Genomic DNA, 17213 nt, shown 5'->3' on the forward strand with positions numbered 1-17213 from the left:
AATCAGTCCGCTGCTGAGGCTTTAGAAGCGGCGGACATTTTTATATAAGTTGAACCCTCCAAACCATAGTCATACGGTTCACCCACTACTTCGAATGGATGATCTGCATAATTATGTTCTGGAATAGGAGTGGGTAATTGCCATTCCGGGGAGCGGGAATTCCAGGGATTCGTTCCTGCTTTTTCCCCACGCTTGACACTCATCCACACATTCACGAGGAAGATCACTACCGAGGCAAAGATCACAAAACCGGCGATGGTAATAAGCAAATGAGAAAAGTCAAAATTGAGCGCCGGGTCATAATCAGCGATACGACGACGCATTCCCAATAAGCCGATCCGCATTTGCCCCAATGACTGAACGTAAAAGGCAGGGTACATCAGCCAGAAATGCCATTTTCCCAGCTTCTCGTTGTACATTCGACCTGTCATCTTTGGGAACCAGTAATAAAGTGCCGCAAAGAAGGGGAAGATAAACCCGCCAAACATCGTAGCGTGGAAGTGGCCCACAATCCAATAGGTGTCATGCAAATGGAGATCAGTGGCCACGGTCGCATTTGGCGGCCCGGTTAATCCACCAAGCAGAAAAATTGACACTGCCCCCAAAGTGAACAACATCGGTGTGGGGAAACTGATCTTGCCTCGCCATAGCGTCCCGACCCAACTAAAAAATTTCACGCCAGTTGGCACGGCCACCAGCATGGTGCTGTACATGAAAGGAACCCGTAAGTATTCTTCCATCCCCGCCGTGAACATATGGTGCGCCCAGACAAAGAAGCCAACAAGGGCAATGGCCATCGAGGACAGGGCGATCCATTTATATCCAAAAAGGGGTTTGCGGGCAAAGACGGGCAGCAGTTCGCTGATCATCCCCAGCCCTGGCAGGATAAAGACGTATACCGCCGGATGAGAGTAGAACCAGAAGAGGTGCTGGAATAAAACAACATTACCGCCGTTGGTCGGATCGAAGAAACCCATCCCCAATAAACGCTGGAACATGACCATTTGGAAGGAAAGAGCGATGAACTGCGTCGCGGTCAGCCCGATAATGGAAGTTGCTACCGCTGCCCAAACAAATATCGGCATGCGGAAATAGTTCATTCCCGGAGCACGCATCCTGATCGTGGTGACAATAATATTCAGCGATCCCAAGATAGAGGATAGGCCGATCACATAAACGCCCAGGAAGAACATCTGCATCCCCAGGGGAGCCCGCGCACTGAGGGGCGGATAGGCTGTCCAACCGGTATCAAAGCCACCTAAAAAGAGGCTGCTCACCACCAGGAGTGCACCCGGTACGTTAATCCAGTAAGCGAAAGCGTTCAATCGCGGGAAGGCCATATCACTGGCCCCGATCATTAAAGGCACCAGATAATTTGACATAGCGCCTATACCCAATAAAATTGCCGCGATCATCACAATACCATGTAAACCGATCAGGCTGTTGAATGTACCCAAATCGATATATTGCAGCTTTGAAGCGGCCAATTCTGTCCGAAAAATCATTGCGAAGGTACCCGCCAGTCCCAATGTCAGAATCGATGTAACACCGTATTGAATACCGATTACCTTGTGATCCAGCGAAATACTATAGTATTTCGCCCAACCTGGTAAGCTGGGATCAGCTTCATGATGATCGGATGTTTTTTCGCCTTTCGCCCATTTGAACCAATCGCTGAAGGCACCAACACCGATCAAAAAGGTGATCACGCCAACAAAAGTACCGCCTACCCAGACCGGTTCAGCATTCCACGCTGGTAATCCCATCAGCAGTCGGATCAGCATGACAATTCCCATGCCTACTATTGAGCCGACCACCTGAAAGATGATTCCGCGTACCAAACCGAGTTTCAGGAAATTGACCTTTTTCTTTTCATCCATTTTTTTACTCCTATTCCTACTCTTAGTAATCGTCTAAAAATAAGCTCCTACAGGCTCACCACAAAGTCGCAAAGGTCACGAAGAAATTCTTTGTGACCACAGAGAAAACCTTTGTGTTCTCTGTGGCTTTGTGGTGCATTTTTTGGGAAGTAATTCTTAGATGCTCGCTTACTCAGCCAAACTCTCGATAAAATCAACGATGTCATGAATTTGCTCTTCGGTCATACTATCTCCGGTGGGCGGCATGACGATAGTTTCAAAACCTTCGACAATAGCTGCTTGGGGATCAACAATAGACTCGATCAGGTATTCCCTGTCCACTACAATAGTCGTACCGTCTGTTAATAATTCTTCCGTGCCGAAGATACCTGCCCAAGTAGGACCTATACGATCAGAACCATCAATGGAGTGACAAGCCTGACAACCATATTGTTCGTACCATAATTCGCCACGTTCTATTGGATCATCCGATGGACCTTCTGTTTGTTCTGCAACCCACTTTTCAAAATCACTCACTTCCATTACGATAACATCCGAGACCATATAGGCATGCTCCAGGCCGCAAAGCTCGGCACAGCGGAGTTTATAATCTCCAATTACAGTGGGGGTAATCCGAAGTTCGCGTTCCATCCCTTCCCCTGGGAGAGCATCCTGTTTTAACCGGAATTCAGGAACCCAAAATGAATGAATTACATCTGTCGATGTCATCGTCAGGAGGGACTGCTGATCAATGGGGAGACGCAGCTCTGTCGAAGAAAATCCATAATCCTCGTAATCAAAACGCCAGGACCACTGGGACCCAACCACGGTGACCTTATGTGCGTTCGGATCTGCACGGCGGGTTTCTGCAAGGGCGGCAGCACCCAGGAAAGCAAAGTACAACACAATGCCAAGAGGCAAAATTGTCCAGGCAATTTCCAACCCAGTATGTCCTTCAAAATGATCCCCATCTCCTTCTTCACCAGGTTTCCGTCTGAACGCTACAAAACTATAGAGCATGAATCCTGAAATCAACGAGAAGAGGAAGGAAATCACCCAAATATGTTTTCGGAATAAAGCGTCAATAGCTGCGCCTTGCACGCTGGCAAGCGCGGGCATATAGCCTGAGTTATCCAGTCCAAAACCGATCAACACAGTTAGGATTGCTACCAGAACGGCTACTCTAAAAAAGTGTTTCATACGCACTCTCCTTCATAATGATTATTCGTCCCACGGATTTGCAAGCCAGTCTTCCGCCTGAGCTGCCGTCAATTGCATACGGTTATAGATCACAACCGGTTCAGAAGAAGCTAGTGAGACAAGAATTACCTTCATCGGCATTTCACCGGTCATAAAACGGTTCAAAAATTCATCGCGATTGATGGCTTTGTCATCGTGATCGACGATCACAAGATCAGGTTGATGACTCTCGAGCAGATCAAGGGTCTCCTGCATAGTTTTGGCCATCACTACCCCCACCTTCTGTTTACCCCATCTTTCAGCATAAAATTTATGCAACCCTTCCCGAAATAAGGAATTGGCTGAGGCGATTAATATCCTGCGCGAAAATTCAGAAAGATGACTCATGTAGAAATATCCAACTCAACGAATAATATATAGTAATTTACCAAATATTCTCTTATTTGTCATCATATTAAGGTCAAAAAGGGAGGTATTTTTAAAAGAAAAAGGGGTGATTTTTATATCACCCGCTCTTATCACCCCCCATTTTATATTTCTAAATCAATTTTAGTCGAACCGCTTTTGCGACAGCCTCCGCGCGACTGCTCACTTCCAATTTCTCAAAGATATTCCGGATATGCGTTTTGACGGTGTTTTCAGATATGGACATCTGTTCGGCCAACTGCGATGTCTTTGAACCACTGGAAAGCAAGTGCAACATCTGGATTTCTCGTTCGGTAAGCTTCTTCTCCACCCCTATTTTCCTGCTACGGACCATCTCAAATACTTGCTCGGTAATCTCAGGAGAAAGAACCGACTTCCCGGCGATTACCTGTTTAATTGTTTGCTGTAAAATCTCGGGTTCCGTATTTTTGAGCAAATATCCACTGGCACCAGCGCAAATTGCTTCCACAAGATCTTCCTGATGCTCTGAAATGGTCAGCATCAAGACAGGATTTTCCACCCCCTGTTGCCTCAATACGCCAAGCGTTTCAATCCCACTCATTCCGGGCATATTGATATCCATCAAGATCAGATCAGATTCGATCCCCATAACGATTTCAATTGCTTCCTCACCAGTGGATGCTTCGCCTACTACTTGAATATCCTCCAATTCAGATAATAAGCTCACCAAACCTTTTCGAAAAAGGGTGTGATCATCAACAACAAAAACACGGATGGCATTGCTCATAAATTTATCTTTTCGACTGTTGGAATCTTTAAACTTATCGTAGTTCCAGCGCCAGGGGCGCTGATAATTTGGAAATCAGCATGGATAGATTCAGCGCGTTCGCGCATACTGCGTAAACCGTACCGAGATACAAAGGTAACCTCTTCCGGTGTAAAACCATGTCCATTATCTTTTATTTCAAGGATGATTTCATCTGCCCGCTCAAATGCAGATATGGATACCATATCTGCCAAAGCATGTTTGCGAATATTTGTCAACGCCTCCTGCACAATCCGGATCAACTGCGCCTTAATATTATCTGGGAAGATAGTATCCAATCTAAGGTCAGATAAATCAATCGCCACGTCAGTCAGGAGCTTAAAATCAGAGGCTGTAGTCTCCAACCAATCGGAAAACTTCTCGTCGGGTGCACGGCGCAAGTTATCAATAGACTGACGTGCATCCAGGTAGGCTTCTGATAGCGTTTTGTGGCAGGCTTGCAGGGCCTGATCAATTGAGGCGATTTCTCCCTTTGAGATCTGGATTTGCATACGTGCTGTTTCCATCTTCAAGAAAGCCAACGTTTGCGCCAGGCCATCATGGATTTCACGTGCCAGCCTTGTGCGCTCCTTTAATACAGCCTGGTATTCCAGTTGAACCAACAACTCTTTGTTTTCAGCGTTCAAACTGTTAAATTCTTCTTTTGACAGAGCAGGTTGCCTGCCTTGGCGAAGGGAGTCTAATTCCTGAGAATGTGCATGCAAAGCATCCAGTCTCAGGTCAGTAAGACGGACCAATTCTGACAGGAAAAGTTCCTGGCTCCCAGTAATTTTTGGTGGTTTATGGAAAAAGTAATTAAGCACACCGATCTCTCGTCCCCCACAACGTAGGGCTAAACAATAAACCCTGTCTGCATCGGCAGGGTTTGGGAGGAGGATGCATTTCATGCCCGCTTCTTTGTCTTTACAGTTTCTACAGCTATGTCGCGTTGCAGGGTCTGTTAAGCGTGTTTGCCAGACTGGTTCCTGCAAAAATTGGAAATCGCCGTGCTTTAGAACCGTAACAGATTGCTTCCATTCGTTGAAAGGGACAAAGGCAGATCCTTCGGCTTCCAGCAGATCAAATCCCGAACGCATGGCAGCCATGATTACAGCCTCTTCGTTATGGGCTGCCAACAAATATCCGCTGAGAGAAAAACTGGCATTTATATTTTTATTGGTGTTTTCAATTTCTTCATTCGTGCTTTGCCTCTGTTTTTGTATACGCAAAAGAAACATTCCGATAACAAAAACGCCCCCTGCCAACAGGAGGATAAGAGACAAGTCGTTGGAGAAATAAAAAGTAGGCATAAAAATATACTGATATTTTACTTCATTGCAGAAAACGATACCATTTTCTGCATGCGGGATTTTAAAATCGGAGCTTGGTTAAAAGAATTTGGTGGATTTTCCAAGATCCTGTACAGCTTTTGATAATTATAGTCGAGGCTAAGCCATGAGTATGCATCAGGACTGATCAAGTGGTAAAAAGGCGGTCATCATCCCGACTAAAGCATCAACCCCCGAAGAATTACCCCAGCTGAGCAACCCGGGGATTACCTCATCACGGTTATATTTTCCAGTGGCAAGGTGGTCAACCGCCTGGATCAGACGTTCGTCAGCCGATCCCAAAGCCGCACATTCTATAAGATTCGCACTTAGGGTAGTTGTATGCTTATAGGCTGCCTCAACTATTTCTTTGTTAAAGGTTGCCAGATTTTTTATTTGATGGAAAATGGTACTCCAGCGATTAATACTGAGGAGCAGTCCGATAACGAAATCATCGCCCGAAGGGGTTAGGCCACCTCCCAACCCAAGAAATGATTGGATAGTTTGGGATAGGGGTAGCAGATTACCCACTGCAATTTGATTTCTTATTTCTTCAATTTTCGCATTGAAGCCTTGATATTGAGTGTTTCCCTTTGCATTTTCTGGAGAAAAACCAACCATTGCTGGGAGCATCTCGCTGAGCCCTTCCCCTTTTTTAGATTGATAAATATCTAAAGCCAAGCCACGAATTAGGCCTAAACGATCTTCAGGGTTTATAGATGATTCTGTTGGTTTGGATGGCTTCCATACTTTTGAATTCGATGTTGAAATACTTATTTTAGAATCTGGAAATAGTATCGCCTCTCGGAAAAATGTAACTTTTCCACCTCTAGATAAGCGTGTAAAATGGCGAAAATCCCCGGACAGATTAGCGGTCAATGGCCCCCGATAGTCTTCGAAGGATAAGAAAACCATTTTATTGTTTTCAAATTTTATAAAAATCCCCTTCGAGGTAATACCAAGTATTTCAGCGATTTTCTCAACTGAAAGTATATCCATTGCTCTATTCCCGATAGAATGGATACTCAATTCAGTTTTTTCAATGTTTTTCATCAATAAATTATAGTGTACTTAGTTTTTTTAATTGGATTGGAAAGAAAAAACCCTACTCCAAAAAGGTATGGAGCGGGGTTGGTGTACCCCCACTGCGACTCGAACGCAGGCTTCTACCTCCGGAGGGTAGCGCTCTATCCACTGAGCTATGGGGGCAATGCGAAGGCGATTTTACCACGAAAAGACTCTTCTCTTATTGATCTTGAGAGGGTTGAGAACATGGTTTAAGCTTCAGCTTTTTCCCGTAGAGTTTTCAACTCAGCACGATATTTTTTGATGATCTCCACATTCTCTTTTTCATTGCCCAGAGTGTGGTATTGATGTTTCTTGTGAGCCAGCTCTCCACATATTTGATAGAAGCGCTGTGTTGCAGGATAGCGGCCATTGAAGAATGCCTGAAAACGAGCTGAAGTTTGTTTCCAGGTGGAAGTGGCAGTGTGATATTGTGTGGCGGTTATTAATCCCAGCGAAACCTCTTCTTTAAGATGGATCATAAGCAGTTTGCGCTCACTGGCGACCGCCCAAAGAATGAACAGGAACATGAAGAACCAACCTGTCCAGTCCATGAAGGTGCCAATTGCAAGTCCAGACGTGCCGGTCAGAAAAGAAGCCATTGTATTATGAAAAGCATGCGTGAACATGGCAATACTGATCCCGATCAGAGGCGCAAGATATCTGATACAACCAGAGCGCTGCAGCCGAGTGATAGCCAGGCCAATTCCTGTGAAGGCGGTGTAAAAAGGATGCTGCCAGCCGACGAGGATCACACGCACGAAAACGAGGAACCAGAGTCCTTCCCAGCCGCTTTCGAGGTAGCCCAGGTTATAAATATAGTGAGTGTTTTCAGTAGCAGCGAACCCCAGGGCGGCGATGCCCGCATAGACGATCCCGTCCAGAATGGAGTCAAATTCTTTGCGAAAGACGAGGAAAACGATCAGCACTGCGAGGCCTTTGAGCGCCTCCTCGACAATGGGTGCAATAATGGATCCCGTCGTCAGATCGGAAGCGGTTTCTGACCCTGTGAAAATATAAACGCCCATCCCCAACACAGTATTGATGATAAAGGCTCCGCCCGCAGCGATCGCGACCCCCCAAAAAAAGACCGCTACAAGGAGAATTTTGGGTTCTCTCTCATAGCGGTCTGTCCAATAGAGGATATAGGCGAAAAAAAACATGGGCACAAAGCCGAAAAACAAGGATGTTAGAAAGGGCACAAGACCTCCAATGGTCTTTTCGCTGTGAGTTTTGCAGTTTCCTACCTTATTTTACCCCCAAATATAGAAAGATCGCATTGGTTCTCCTTGTTGTGCCTTTATTAGAGACCATATCATTCTGAGCGGAACCCCTTACTCAGAAAAGATCAACTTTGTTCGTTCAACGCGTACATCCTCGACAGGAATGCCCAATTCTGCGAGAACCTCGTCTGGGCGGCCGGTCGCGCCTTCGCGGGCAGAGAGGTGCATAAAAAGACGGATAGCGTTATCTTCTTTGCCAGGTGGTAATTTTACTAATTTCAAAATTAAAGGACGCAGATCGTAGGTTGGAGGAGCGCTGGTGAAGTGTTTGCGTTTTTTGTGTTTAACGCGCTTGGGTCTCAGAATGGATTCTGCCTCCATAAGGGTGGCAAGTTTCTCGTTTATGAGCGAAGCGGGATTTTCATCCAATAAAGTCACTTCGTATTCAGACGATACTATTTGGGTTTGGAGGGCAGGGCTGCCCAATTCCACTTCCTGCACATCAAGTATCGCAATTCCCTCAGGAACAGCAGATTGTAGTTTTTCTCCTATGTCTGAAGTCTGAATTCTATTCTCTTCAATCCAAATGTCCACAACCTCGGCGCGGCTAGAAAACCCCAGCGCCAAAGCGGATGCAAGCTGTATTTTGGGCTGAGGGTGAAATCCCTTGCTATAAACAAGGGGCAGTCCGGCACGACGGATACTCCGCTGCCAGATATGGTGCAGGTCGAGATGACCGATAAAACGCAGCGGGCCTTCTTTGGAGAAGGAAATCCTTAATCTTTTATTGATGGGTTGTTGATCGTTCTTCATATTTAGTTGATCGTGATCAATTCATCAGGTTGCATGGCTGTTTTTGGTTTTCTGCTTTTCACTTCTGGGCACATCCAGATATCGCCGGGATTTTCACGGCGCAGATCCTTGAAGATCGGCAGAATGCCACAGGCAAAGCATTGTTCTCGGCAATCAACCCGAATTAGACCTTCGAGCGATTGACGGTAATCCTCGAAGATGAATTTTTTATGCACAGCCGTAGAAATATGCTCCCAGGGGAAGATTTCATCTACACGCCGTTGGCGATGCGTGTAAAATGTGGGGTCAAGGTTATGTTCTGCAAAGGCATCCATCCAAATATCATAGCGGCGCTGGTCGCCCCAGGCGTCGAATTTTGCACCATTTTTCCAGGCAGTATAAATCACATCGGCGAGGCGGCGGTCTCCACGCGAAAGAAAAGCTTCGATTATCGTATCTTCGGGGTCAGTCCACGCGAGTTTGATGCCACGCCCAAGTTCTTTTTTGAGCAAATTCTGCTTAGTGTTTATTTGCTCAAAATTATCCACTGAAACCCACTGGAAGGAGGTCTGCGGCTTCGGCACGAAGGTCCCCACGCCGAGATTGAGCTTTGCCTTTCCTCCGATCGCCTTGCGCCCCTCAGCCAGAACTTTATTGCTCAGATCGATAATTGCCTGCACGTCTTCGAGAGTTTCAGAGGGATGCCCGATCATGAAATAGAGTTTGATCGTCGTCCAACCACGGCTGTAAATCTCGCGGGCAGTATCAAGTAATTGTTCATCGGTGATGAATTTGTTGATGATCTTCCGCATCCGTTCTGTGGCGGCTTCGGGAGCGAGGGTAAATCCCGCAGTGCGATGTTTTTTCAGCCCCTCCATCAGGTCGACGGAAACTGATTCGACCCGCAGCGAGGGCAGCGAGATGCTCATTTTTTCATCGGGAAAACGTTCGCTTACGGCTTCGACCAATTCGGCGATGCCAGTGTAATCGGAGGAGGAAAGGGAGAGGAAGGAGACCTCTTCAAAACCGGTGGAAGCAATCGCTTTTTCTGCGGCATCCAGCACCTCTTCAACGCTTCGTTCGCGGACTGGACGCGTGGTGAACCCCGCATGGCAGAATCTGCACCCGCGCGTGCATCCGCGCATCACCTCGACAGTTGCGCGGTTATGGACGATTTTTATATTCGGGACGATGAAATCCGTTGGCGGAGGTGGCAGTTTGGCAACGATGCGTTTCAAAACTCTCGCTGGAGCTTCTTCGACAAGGGGGATGGTTTCGGCGATGGTGCCATCATCCATATAGTTGACTTTATAAAGCGAGGGGACATAGACGCCGGGGATTTGGGCGAGGGCTTTTAGGAGGCTTTCCCGTTTTACCGTTTTACCGTTATGCTGTTGGGACGAGTCAACGGGAAAACGGGAATACGCCTGAACGGTGTCCACAATATCGTGAATGACCTCCTCCCCTTCGCCGACAACATAAGCGTCGATAAAGGCGTGCATCGGCTCGGGATTTGTGCAGGTATGTCCGCCGGCGATGATGAGGGGATGCTCGGGACCGCGAGCTGCGCTTTTAACCGGAATCCCGGCCAGGTCAAGGGCGTTCAGGGTGTTGGTGTAGAGAGTCTCGTAGGGGATGCTGATCCCGATGATATCGAAATCGATCAGCGGATGTTTTGATTCCAGCGCATAGAGGGGTATCTCGTTGGCACGCATGATTTCTTCAAAATCAAGCCAGGGAAGATAAGCACGCTCGGCCAGGGCATCATCACGTTGGTTGATCTGGTCGTAAAGAATTTTAAGACCCACGTTGGAGACGCCGAGATCGTAAATGTCCGGGAAGAGAAAAGCGACTTTGGTCTGAATTGAGTCCCAATCTTTATGGACTGCATTGAACTCACCGCCCACATAGCGACCGGGCTTTTGTACCGTTAAGAGTACCCGCTCGAGGCGGGCTTCAATTTGTTGAGGGGTTAACATGCGCGAAATTATAACAGACAAGGATTGTCCACAATAGATAGCCTACGTGGGGGGGCTAAAGTAGTAAGTGTTTATGAGATACAAAAGAGATTATGAATTGTCCAAACTGCGGAGAAAGAATCCTCCAACACAAGATAGAGTTCACGAATGCGAAAAGCCAACGTTTAAGTGCCAGCATTGCGAAAAAAGATATACCCGAGAGCCTAAATCTCGCGTCTATTCAGAAAGTCTTCGCAAAAAAGCCATCCTATTGTATGTTGATGGTCTTATTTTTTTGACGTATCGGTCGCATACCGTCAGTTTATCATCAGAGCGTTATCAATTGGGATAATGCTTATGCAGAAGAACTTCCAGAGGCTTCTGTTCCCGATGAAACAGAATCTACATAATTCTCTTCATATAAAGGAGCTAATACCGAGTTACGATATTAGCTGGCATGTTTAGCAAGAAAATCACGTTGTTTTTCTCGATGTGAGAAAGCTCTCAGGAAAGCGGTCAAGATTTTTGCCTTTTCTTTCAATAAACGACAACTGTACAAACAACAATATCCGAAATATCCAACTCATCTAATTGGTTTTGTATACTCACCAAATTAGGCACTCTCGGTCGCAGACATGTCTCAGTCTTCCTTCCTTGGTTCTCTATTAGGCACCGATAGGTCGCAGTGGGTCGCAAAATAACATAAAGTTGTGACTATTGGGTGATAATAAAATATTACTCTCGCCGATATACTTAGCATAGAAAAAAATACTAAGGAGAACGAAATGAAGAAACTACAAATGGGTAGATAGAAAAAGGGCTACATTGCTTTTAGAATGTCGGTAAATTTGCAAAGGAGAATTATTATGAAGAAAAACCCAATCATGCTTTTTATTTTTTTAGCTTTTGCTTTGACAGCTTGTAACGCCGTTCCGGTTGCTCCGCCGACAGCCCCTCCGCCGGTTATTGTCACTGTAATTGTGCCCGTGGAAGTTACACAACCTGCGCCTCCACCATTGGCAACTGCTATTCCGACAGAACCCCCTCTTCCGACTTCTACACAAGTACAGGAAGAGCCAACGGTTGAACCGACAGAAATCCCTCCCAGTGTTGCTCCACAATCTAATGTTGGTGGGCTTGTGTTTACCGATATCACCCGTTTATCTGATACTTTGTCGTTGAACTGTTTGCCAACCGAGATCACTTTTAATGTGACCGCGATAGATCCATATATAGTTGAAGCTAATTTGTATATTCGTATGCAAGAATATCCTTCTGGTTCAGTCACTGGATGGAAGAATGCCGCTGTGATGGAGAGGGATGGCAATAATTACAGTTACGTTTTGAAAGCAGTTGATATTAACCCTGATTGGCGCTATGAGAAAGGTTGGCTTGATTACCAGTTTGTTGCCGTCAATAAATATCATGATGTGATTGGACGTAGTGAAAAGATTACCAAAGAGATCGTCTTCACTCGCAACTGTTCCTAGGTGTAAGATATTTTCATCAAAAAAGGACGAGAGTTTTTTGCTCTCGTCCTTTTTTGTAAATAGAGTTGGGTTACTGAACTACGGATTCTCTGCTGAATTGTTCACGTCCCAAGATCCATAACGCGCCGAGACCAAATAGGGCAACGATCAGCTTGATCATCCAGCCCGCGAAGGGGACAGACATGATTGTGGCAAGAATAACTACGCCGACAACCAGGGGCCATACTTTGTGGTTGACCAGATCAGGTTGCACTCGGGCCAGGATCAACTTGCCGCCCAGGACGCTGACGATAATCTTGGTTCCATAGGCAACTGTCAGGATGAAGCCAACGATCAGGGTGAAGAGAGCGAGCAAGCCAAGAATGATGATCGTGCCACTCAGTCCACCCAAAGAGAGGAAGCCGAGGATGACTGCACCCATAACCATCGCTGTAAAGATGACCAGCAAGGCAAAGTAGAAGGCTGCATAGGCGACCACACCCCATCCCAGGCTTGGCCAGGTCTGAGTTTGCAGTTTATGCCCTGCACCATGAAGAAAATTCGGGAAAAGCCAGCCGAGTAGAAGACCAATTGCGATCAGGGTGATGATCGTGCGAAGCAAATTCAGTGCCCAAAATCCAACCAGTTGTGCAGGGGTGGGAGGCGTGGGCCGTTCATATTCGTAATTATAGTTGTCAAATTCCGGTTCAACACGCAGGGTTTCTCCAGCAACAACACCGGTGGGGAAAACGATCTCATCAAATGAGGTATAGCTTAAGTCACCACCGATGGAGGCATCTTTGGCAATCGTGATCCCTGAGGTGACAGAGGGAATGCTGATATTCATAGAGGGACCAAAGGACATTGGAGACATCCCTTGATCTTTATTGGATATATCGACATATGCCTTGACGTTTCCGTTTACACCGCCGCTTAATTCAAATGCAGCGGTGCCAGCGATAAGATCACCTTCAGTATCGCCTGCAACGAGAACTTGAGCGCTGCCGACAAGAATATCCCCGCCGACGAGGCTTCCGCTTTTCGCTTCGAGACTTGCACCGCCAAAAAGCAGGTCGTCGCCGATTTTTGCTTCAGGACCAAGTTGAATGGCGGCAGCACCGGAGCGAATATCGTCTCCTACGGTACCATTGATCGTAACGCTTTGTGCGAATGCAACGAGATCACCTTCAACAGTACCGTTGATGATGACCGTCTGCGCACCAACGTATAGATCGCCTTTGATGACGCCGTCAACGACGAGCGATTCAGCACCGACGTAGAGATCGTCTTCGATAACTTCGTCGGCTTCGATGACAATCCGGTCACCTTCCCGGCCTTCAAAGGCTGAGGCGGTGGGAACAATGGCAAGCGCGACCAGCATAAAGATGGCAAATGCGCTAAATAACTTTGTTTTGTGGGACATGAGTTTCTCCTAATTCTTAAAAAATATGGTTGCGTAAAGGTATACGCAGAAATTTAACGGAGGTTGCACTACAAAATAATGTAGGTAATCCTTAACCGCGTGTGAGGAGATTTATCTCAGATTTTTCCGAATGCGCAGATGAACGCTTTTCAATATTGACGCGATAGAGTATCCAGGTATTCATTCCCCACACAATGATTGAAAGGAGGACATAAAGATTTTCATGCGGATGTTCGAGGATATTTGCAGTAAGTCCAAGCCCAATTGCAAAAAATGAAATAAGGATAAAAATCAGGATGGTTTTTATAGGGGAGAATCCCTGGTGAATAAGCGTGATCAGGCCAAGGAATATTGGAATCAACAGAAGGAGTTGATCGTATGGCCAAAGATAGGGGGCAGATAGCAGGCTGACGATAAGAATCTGGCCATACTCCAGGGACAGAGAGGCATCTTTCCATTTGAATAATAACCAGATATTTATTGCCAGAAAAGTAAGTATCCCTATAAGACCGAATATGATTGTACAGGATGTGTCAAAATCACACGACAGGCCAGAAATTCCCCAGATAGTAGGAGAAAAGCCAAAAGTATTTGATATTTTATTGCTACCAATTGCCAGATATTTTGAGATCCATAAAGGATCTTTGATGAGACCAATAATTAAAAGAAGAAGGGATGCTGAGATAATTCCGCTAATAGCCTTAAATTGTTTTTTGTTGAGTAACCAAAGTGTTGTCAGTGCCAGAAGAGGGAGACCAATACTGGGTTTGAGCGTGAAAAATGCGATAAAGAATCCACCCCAAAACCATTTCCTCTGTTGCCAAAAATAAATTGCAAGGCTGGCAAATAACAGGAGTACCGCGCTGAGTTGGCCAAGAAACAGGGTGATGAGCGTTGGAGGAAATAGAGGGCTGAACAGGAGAAAGGGGATGGCTAAGTAAATTATTTGCGGATGTGTTTTTCCGAAGCGAAGAATGATGCTAATGGAAATAATTATCAGGCAGGCTGATAGAAATACCCACATAGTGAAAGCCTGATGTAGATTTAAAAGGCCTAATGGAGCCAGAAATACGGCGAGAGGAAGGGGATATAGAAATTCTGGCTCCGGAATATTTTCTGAGCCAAATTGGATCCTTGCGTTAATCCAATCGGAAGCATTATACGGATCTATGTCTACCCAATTGGAGTAGCCAGCGAGCCAGAAGACAAGGAAATCGTTGTTGATGTAATCTGCTTTAGTAGCAATACTCTGCGCCGCAATGAATAAACTGATTATTATCAGGATGACAAGAATGCCGCCCCATATTTTTTTTGTCATATTATTTCTTTATTCACCAATAATCTTGACCAATACCCGTTTTTTGCGACGACCATCGAATTCGCCGTAGAAGATCTGCTCCCAGGTTCCGAAATCGAGTTTTCCGTTGGTGATGGCGATGGTGACTTCGCGACCCATGATCTGGCGCTTCATATGCGCATCGGCGTTATCTTCGCCTGTGTCATTATGACGATATTGATCTATGGGCGCATGGGGAGCAAGCTTTTCGAGCCACATTTCGTAATCCTGATGCAACCCATGCTCATGGTCGTTGATGAAGACGGATGCGGTGATATGCATGGCGTTTACCAGCCGAAACCAAATACGACTTTCAGTTGTCCCCAAAGCTTGTGGCTCTCCTATCATTTCCAAGAGTTAGTCTCCTAACGCAAAATCTAGCGTAATTTGTTCATAAGAAAAGATTTGTCGTCGCTCCCTGATAATACTATCAGGGAGCTTTTATTATTCACCGATTATTTTTATAAGGACACGTTTTCTGCGGCGACCGTCAAACTCGCCGTAGAAGATTTGCTCCCATGTACCAAAGTCAAGTTTTCCGTTAGTGACAGCAACAACAACTTCACGCCCCATAATCTGCCTTTTCATATGCGCGTCCGCGTTATCCTCACCCGTATCATTATGTCTATATTGATCAATGGGGGCATGGGGAGCAAGTTTTTCAAGCCATTCTTCATAATCCTGATGAAGGCCATATTCATGGTCATTGATAAAGACAGAGGCTGTTATATGCATCGCTGAAACCAGGGCTAGGCCCTCTTTCACTCCACTCTCTTGGAGAGCTTCGTTAACTTGTGGTGTGATATTAATGAATTCTCGGCGGGTAGGGGTGTGGAACCAGAGTTCTTTGCGATAGGATTTCATAATGTCCTCTCTTTGATAATCAAGTAAAAACTGCTTGTAGAATACTATGGAGCTATATGGAATGCAAGTGTTTTGTGCAGATATACTTTTCGAGTACAATCTTGCCTTATGATGATTATCACAGAATTCAAACAACGCAAATATGAACGATCACAAAGAAGGTTCCTATATCTCTTGCTTTTAGGCAGTGGAATGTCTATGTTTTTGCCACTCGTTTGGACAAATTACAATCTGCAAATAAGTTTAGGAGAAACTCTGTCTCAAACAGCTTTAGCATATCAAATTGTCTTGCTATTCTTTTTGATTGTGGCTGGCTTTATAACCGCTTGTTGTATAGATGCTGCTATTCGCAATCGAGTAGTGTTTTTTTCAGCACCTCAGCCCGGACATTGGAGAGAGCGTATTTTGTATTGGTGGGGATATGAATTAGTTGCTCAAGATGACACACAATCATTGGAAAAACTGGACAGTTTAACCGATGATATCATTCTAATTGAAGATAAACCCTTGAGACCACGAAGGAGAGGGCGTAAACCAGCCTTTCCTCTGGAACGTTGGTTACCAATTGCTGCTCAATGGGAAAGCCGAGACTCTATTCGTGATGCCTTTACTTTGGCAGAATTAATTGCTGAACATCTTGGGATAAACGCTGATGGTTCCCCGGTTGTTTCTGAACAGGCTTATTACACTACTTGGCGAGACCGCGCACTAGAAGAATTAGAAAGAAGAGCAAAAAAGAAAAAGAAGCCAAAATACAGATGAAATAATCTTATATGAATTCTTGTAATCAATTCATAAACTAACCCATAAACTTAGTTGTCTCTCACTTGATAAAAGAGTCGTTATCGCGGCTCTTTTTATTTTTAAATTCAACGAGGTGAAGTACATGGCGAAAGTTATTGTTTATTTACGAGATCATGAAGTATTGGCACTGAATGATTTGGCTGAACGCGAGTACCGCGTTCCAAAAGCGCAAGCAGCCCTCATTATCCGAAAAGAATTGGAACGGCTCCAACTTGTTCCTTGTGAAGAATTTGCAACCGAGGTGGGTTCACAAGATGTGTCAAAATCCAATGATTAGCACCCTATTACCTACTCTTGTTGCTATAGGCATGTTTTTTGGCCCATTAGTGTTTGGTGGTGTTCTTTATTTATTGATTTTCAAGAAATCAAAATAGTCGAGGAAGGATAAATGTCTACAAAAATCATCTGTATTGCCAACCAGAAAGGTGGGGTTGGTAAAACCACCACAGCTGTTTCTCTTGCTCATGGACTTGCTATACGCGGTAAGCAGGTCTTACTTGTAGACCTGGACCCACAGGGACAGTCCGCTACAGCTTTGGGGCGCAATCCTGAATCAGGTGTTTTTTACCTGCTCACGATGGGAAACTCCCCACAGGAAAGCAGTTTTGTGCAGTCCTGGGTGCGTTCGTCTGGCAGAGATGGGTTATATCTTTATCCAGGTGACCAACAGACGATGGCAGCCCAAACCGTGCTTAATGCC

The 17213-nt window shown here is 45.6% G+C and carries 17 protein-coding genes and 1 tRNA gene; 4 read left to right on the forward strand and 14 right to left on the reverse strand.

Annotation, left to right across the window (positions count from 1 at the left end; genetic code table 11):
* Positions 1 to 2: 2 nt before the first annotated feature.
* From AC3DOM_RS01730 to AC3DOM_RS01775, 10 genes are all read right to left on the reverse strand, one after another.
* Positions 3 to 1880: a cytochrome c oxidase subunit I gene (locus tag AC3DOM_RS01730; RefSeq protein WP_487917298.1), complete on the reverse strand. Its 1878-nt coding sequence runs from the start codon at positions 1878 to 1880 to the stop codon at positions 3 to 5.
* Between the two features lie 168 nt (positions 1881 to 2048).
* The gene (coxB, locus tag AC3DOM_RS01735; RefSeq protein ID WP_487917299.1) at positions 2049 to 3059 is read right to left on the reverse strand and encodes a cytochrome c oxidase subunit II; all 1011 of its coding nucleotides are present in this window, start codon (positions 3057 to 3059) and stop codon (positions 2049 to 2051) included.
* A gap of 21 nt (positions 3060 to 3080) precedes the next feature.
* Positions 3081 to 3446, reverse strand: a complete 366-nt coding sequence (locus AC3DOM_RS01740; protein WP_487917300.1) for a response regulator — start codon at positions 3444 to 3446, stop codon at positions 3081 to 3083.
* A 151-nt stretch (positions 3447 to 3597) separates the two neighbouring features.
* The gene (locus AC3DOM_RS01745) at positions 3598 to 4233 is read right to left on the reverse strand and encodes a response regulator (RefSeq protein WP_487917301.1); all 636 of its coding nucleotides are present in this window, start codon (positions 4231 to 4233) and stop codon (positions 3598 to 3600) included.
* Positions 4230 to 5561: a sensor histidine kinase gene (locus tag AC3DOM_RS01750; RefSeq protein ID WP_487917302.1), complete on the reverse strand. Its 1332-nt coding sequence runs from the start codon at positions 5559 to 5561 to the stop codon at positions 4230 to 4232. The genes AC3DOM_RS01745 and AC3DOM_RS01750 overlap by 4 nt, the downstream gene beginning before the upstream one ends.
* A gap of 156 nt (positions 5562 to 5717) precedes the next feature.
* Positions 5718 to 6632 (reverse strand): oxamate carbamoyltransferase subunit AllH family protein, encoded by a 915-nt coding sequence (locus tag AC3DOM_RS01755; RefSeq protein ID WP_487917303.1) that lies wholly within the window; start codon positions 6630 to 6632, stop codon positions 5718 to 5720.
* 84 nt (positions 6633 to 6716) lie between these two features.
* A tRNA-Arg gene (locus tag AC3DOM_RS01760) sits at positions 6717 to 6788 on the reverse strand.
* A gap of 68 nt (positions 6789 to 6856) precedes the next feature.
* Positions 6857 to 7846, reverse strand: coding sequence for a PrsW family intramembrane metalloprotease (locus tag AC3DOM_RS01765; protein ID WP_487917304.1), 990 nt, complete (start codon positions 7844 to 7846; stop codon positions 6857 to 6859).
* Between the two features lie 132 nt (positions 7847 to 7978).
* A complete protein-coding gene (locus tag AC3DOM_RS01770; protein ID WP_487917305.1) occupies positions 7979 to 8680 on the reverse strand; it encodes a TIGR03936 family radical SAM-associated protein in 702 nt (233 codons plus the stop codon).
* A 2-nt stretch (positions 8681 to 8682) separates the two neighbouring features.
* Entirely contained in the window at positions 8683 to 10638 is a 1956-nt protein-coding gene (locus AC3DOM_RS01775; protein ID WP_487917306.1) for a TIGR03960 family B12-binding radical SAM protein, read from the reverse strand.
* A gap of 845 nt (positions 10639 to 11483) precedes the next feature.
* Between AC3DOM_RS01775 and AC3DOM_RS01780 the strand changes: the two genes are divergently transcribed.
* A complete protein-coding gene (locus AC3DOM_RS01780; RefSeq protein WP_487917307.1) occupies positions 11484 to 12107 on the forward strand; it encodes a hypothetical protein in 624 nt (207 codons plus the stop codon).
* Between the two features lie 70 nt (positions 12108 to 12177).
* Here the strand turns inward: AC3DOM_RS01780 and AC3DOM_RS01785 are convergent, their stop codons facing one another.
* The 4 genes from AC3DOM_RS01785 to AC3DOM_RS01800 all read right to left on the reverse strand — a co-directional run bounded on the left by AC3DOM_RS01785 (position 12178) and on the right by AC3DOM_RS01800 (position 15709).
* A complete protein-coding gene (locus tag AC3DOM_RS01785) occupies positions 12178 to 13509 on the reverse strand; it encodes a bactofilin family protein (RefSeq protein WP_487917308.1) in 1332 nt (443 codons plus the stop codon).
* 91 nt (positions 13510 to 13600) lie between these two features.
* A complete protein-coding gene (locus tag AC3DOM_RS01790) occupies positions 13601 to 14827 on the reverse strand; it encodes a glycosyltransferase family 87 protein (RefSeq protein WP_487917309.1) in 1227 nt (408 codons plus the stop codon).
* Positions 14828 to 14836: 9 nt separating this feature from the next.
* A complete protein-coding gene (locus AC3DOM_RS01795; protein WP_487917310.1) occupies positions 14837 to 15199 on the reverse strand; it encodes a secondary thiamine-phosphate synthase enzyme YjbQ in 363 nt (120 codons plus the stop codon).
* A gap of 90 nt (positions 15200 to 15289) precedes the next feature.
* A complete protein-coding gene (locus AC3DOM_RS01800) occupies positions 15290 to 15709 on the reverse strand; it encodes a secondary thiamine-phosphate synthase enzyme YjbQ (RefSeq protein WP_487917311.1) in 420 nt (139 codons plus the stop codon).
* Positions 15710 to 15817: 108 nt separating this feature from the next.
* Here AC3DOM_RS01800 and AC3DOM_RS01805 point away from each other — a divergent pair, with 108 nt between their 5' ends.
* The 3 genes from AC3DOM_RS01805 to AC3DOM_RS01815 all read left to right on the forward strand — a co-directional run.
* Entirely contained in the window at positions 15818 to 16471 is a 654-nt protein-coding gene (locus AC3DOM_RS01805) for a hypothetical protein (protein WP_487917312.1), read from the forward strand.
* 124 nt (positions 16472 to 16595) lie between these two features.
* Positions 16596 to 16790, forward strand: coding sequence for a hypothetical protein (locus AC3DOM_RS01810; protein ID WP_487917313.1), 195 nt, complete (start codon positions 16596 to 16598; stop codon positions 16788 to 16790).
* Positions 16791 to 16901: 111 nt separating this feature from the next.
* Positions 16902 to 17213, forward strand: a 312-nt coding sequence (locus AC3DOM_RS01815) for a ParA family protein (RefSeq protein ID WP_487917314.1), incomplete at its 3' end; no start/stop codon positions are given.

It is taken from the genome of Candidatus Desulfolinea nitratireducens (assembly GCF_982879505.1).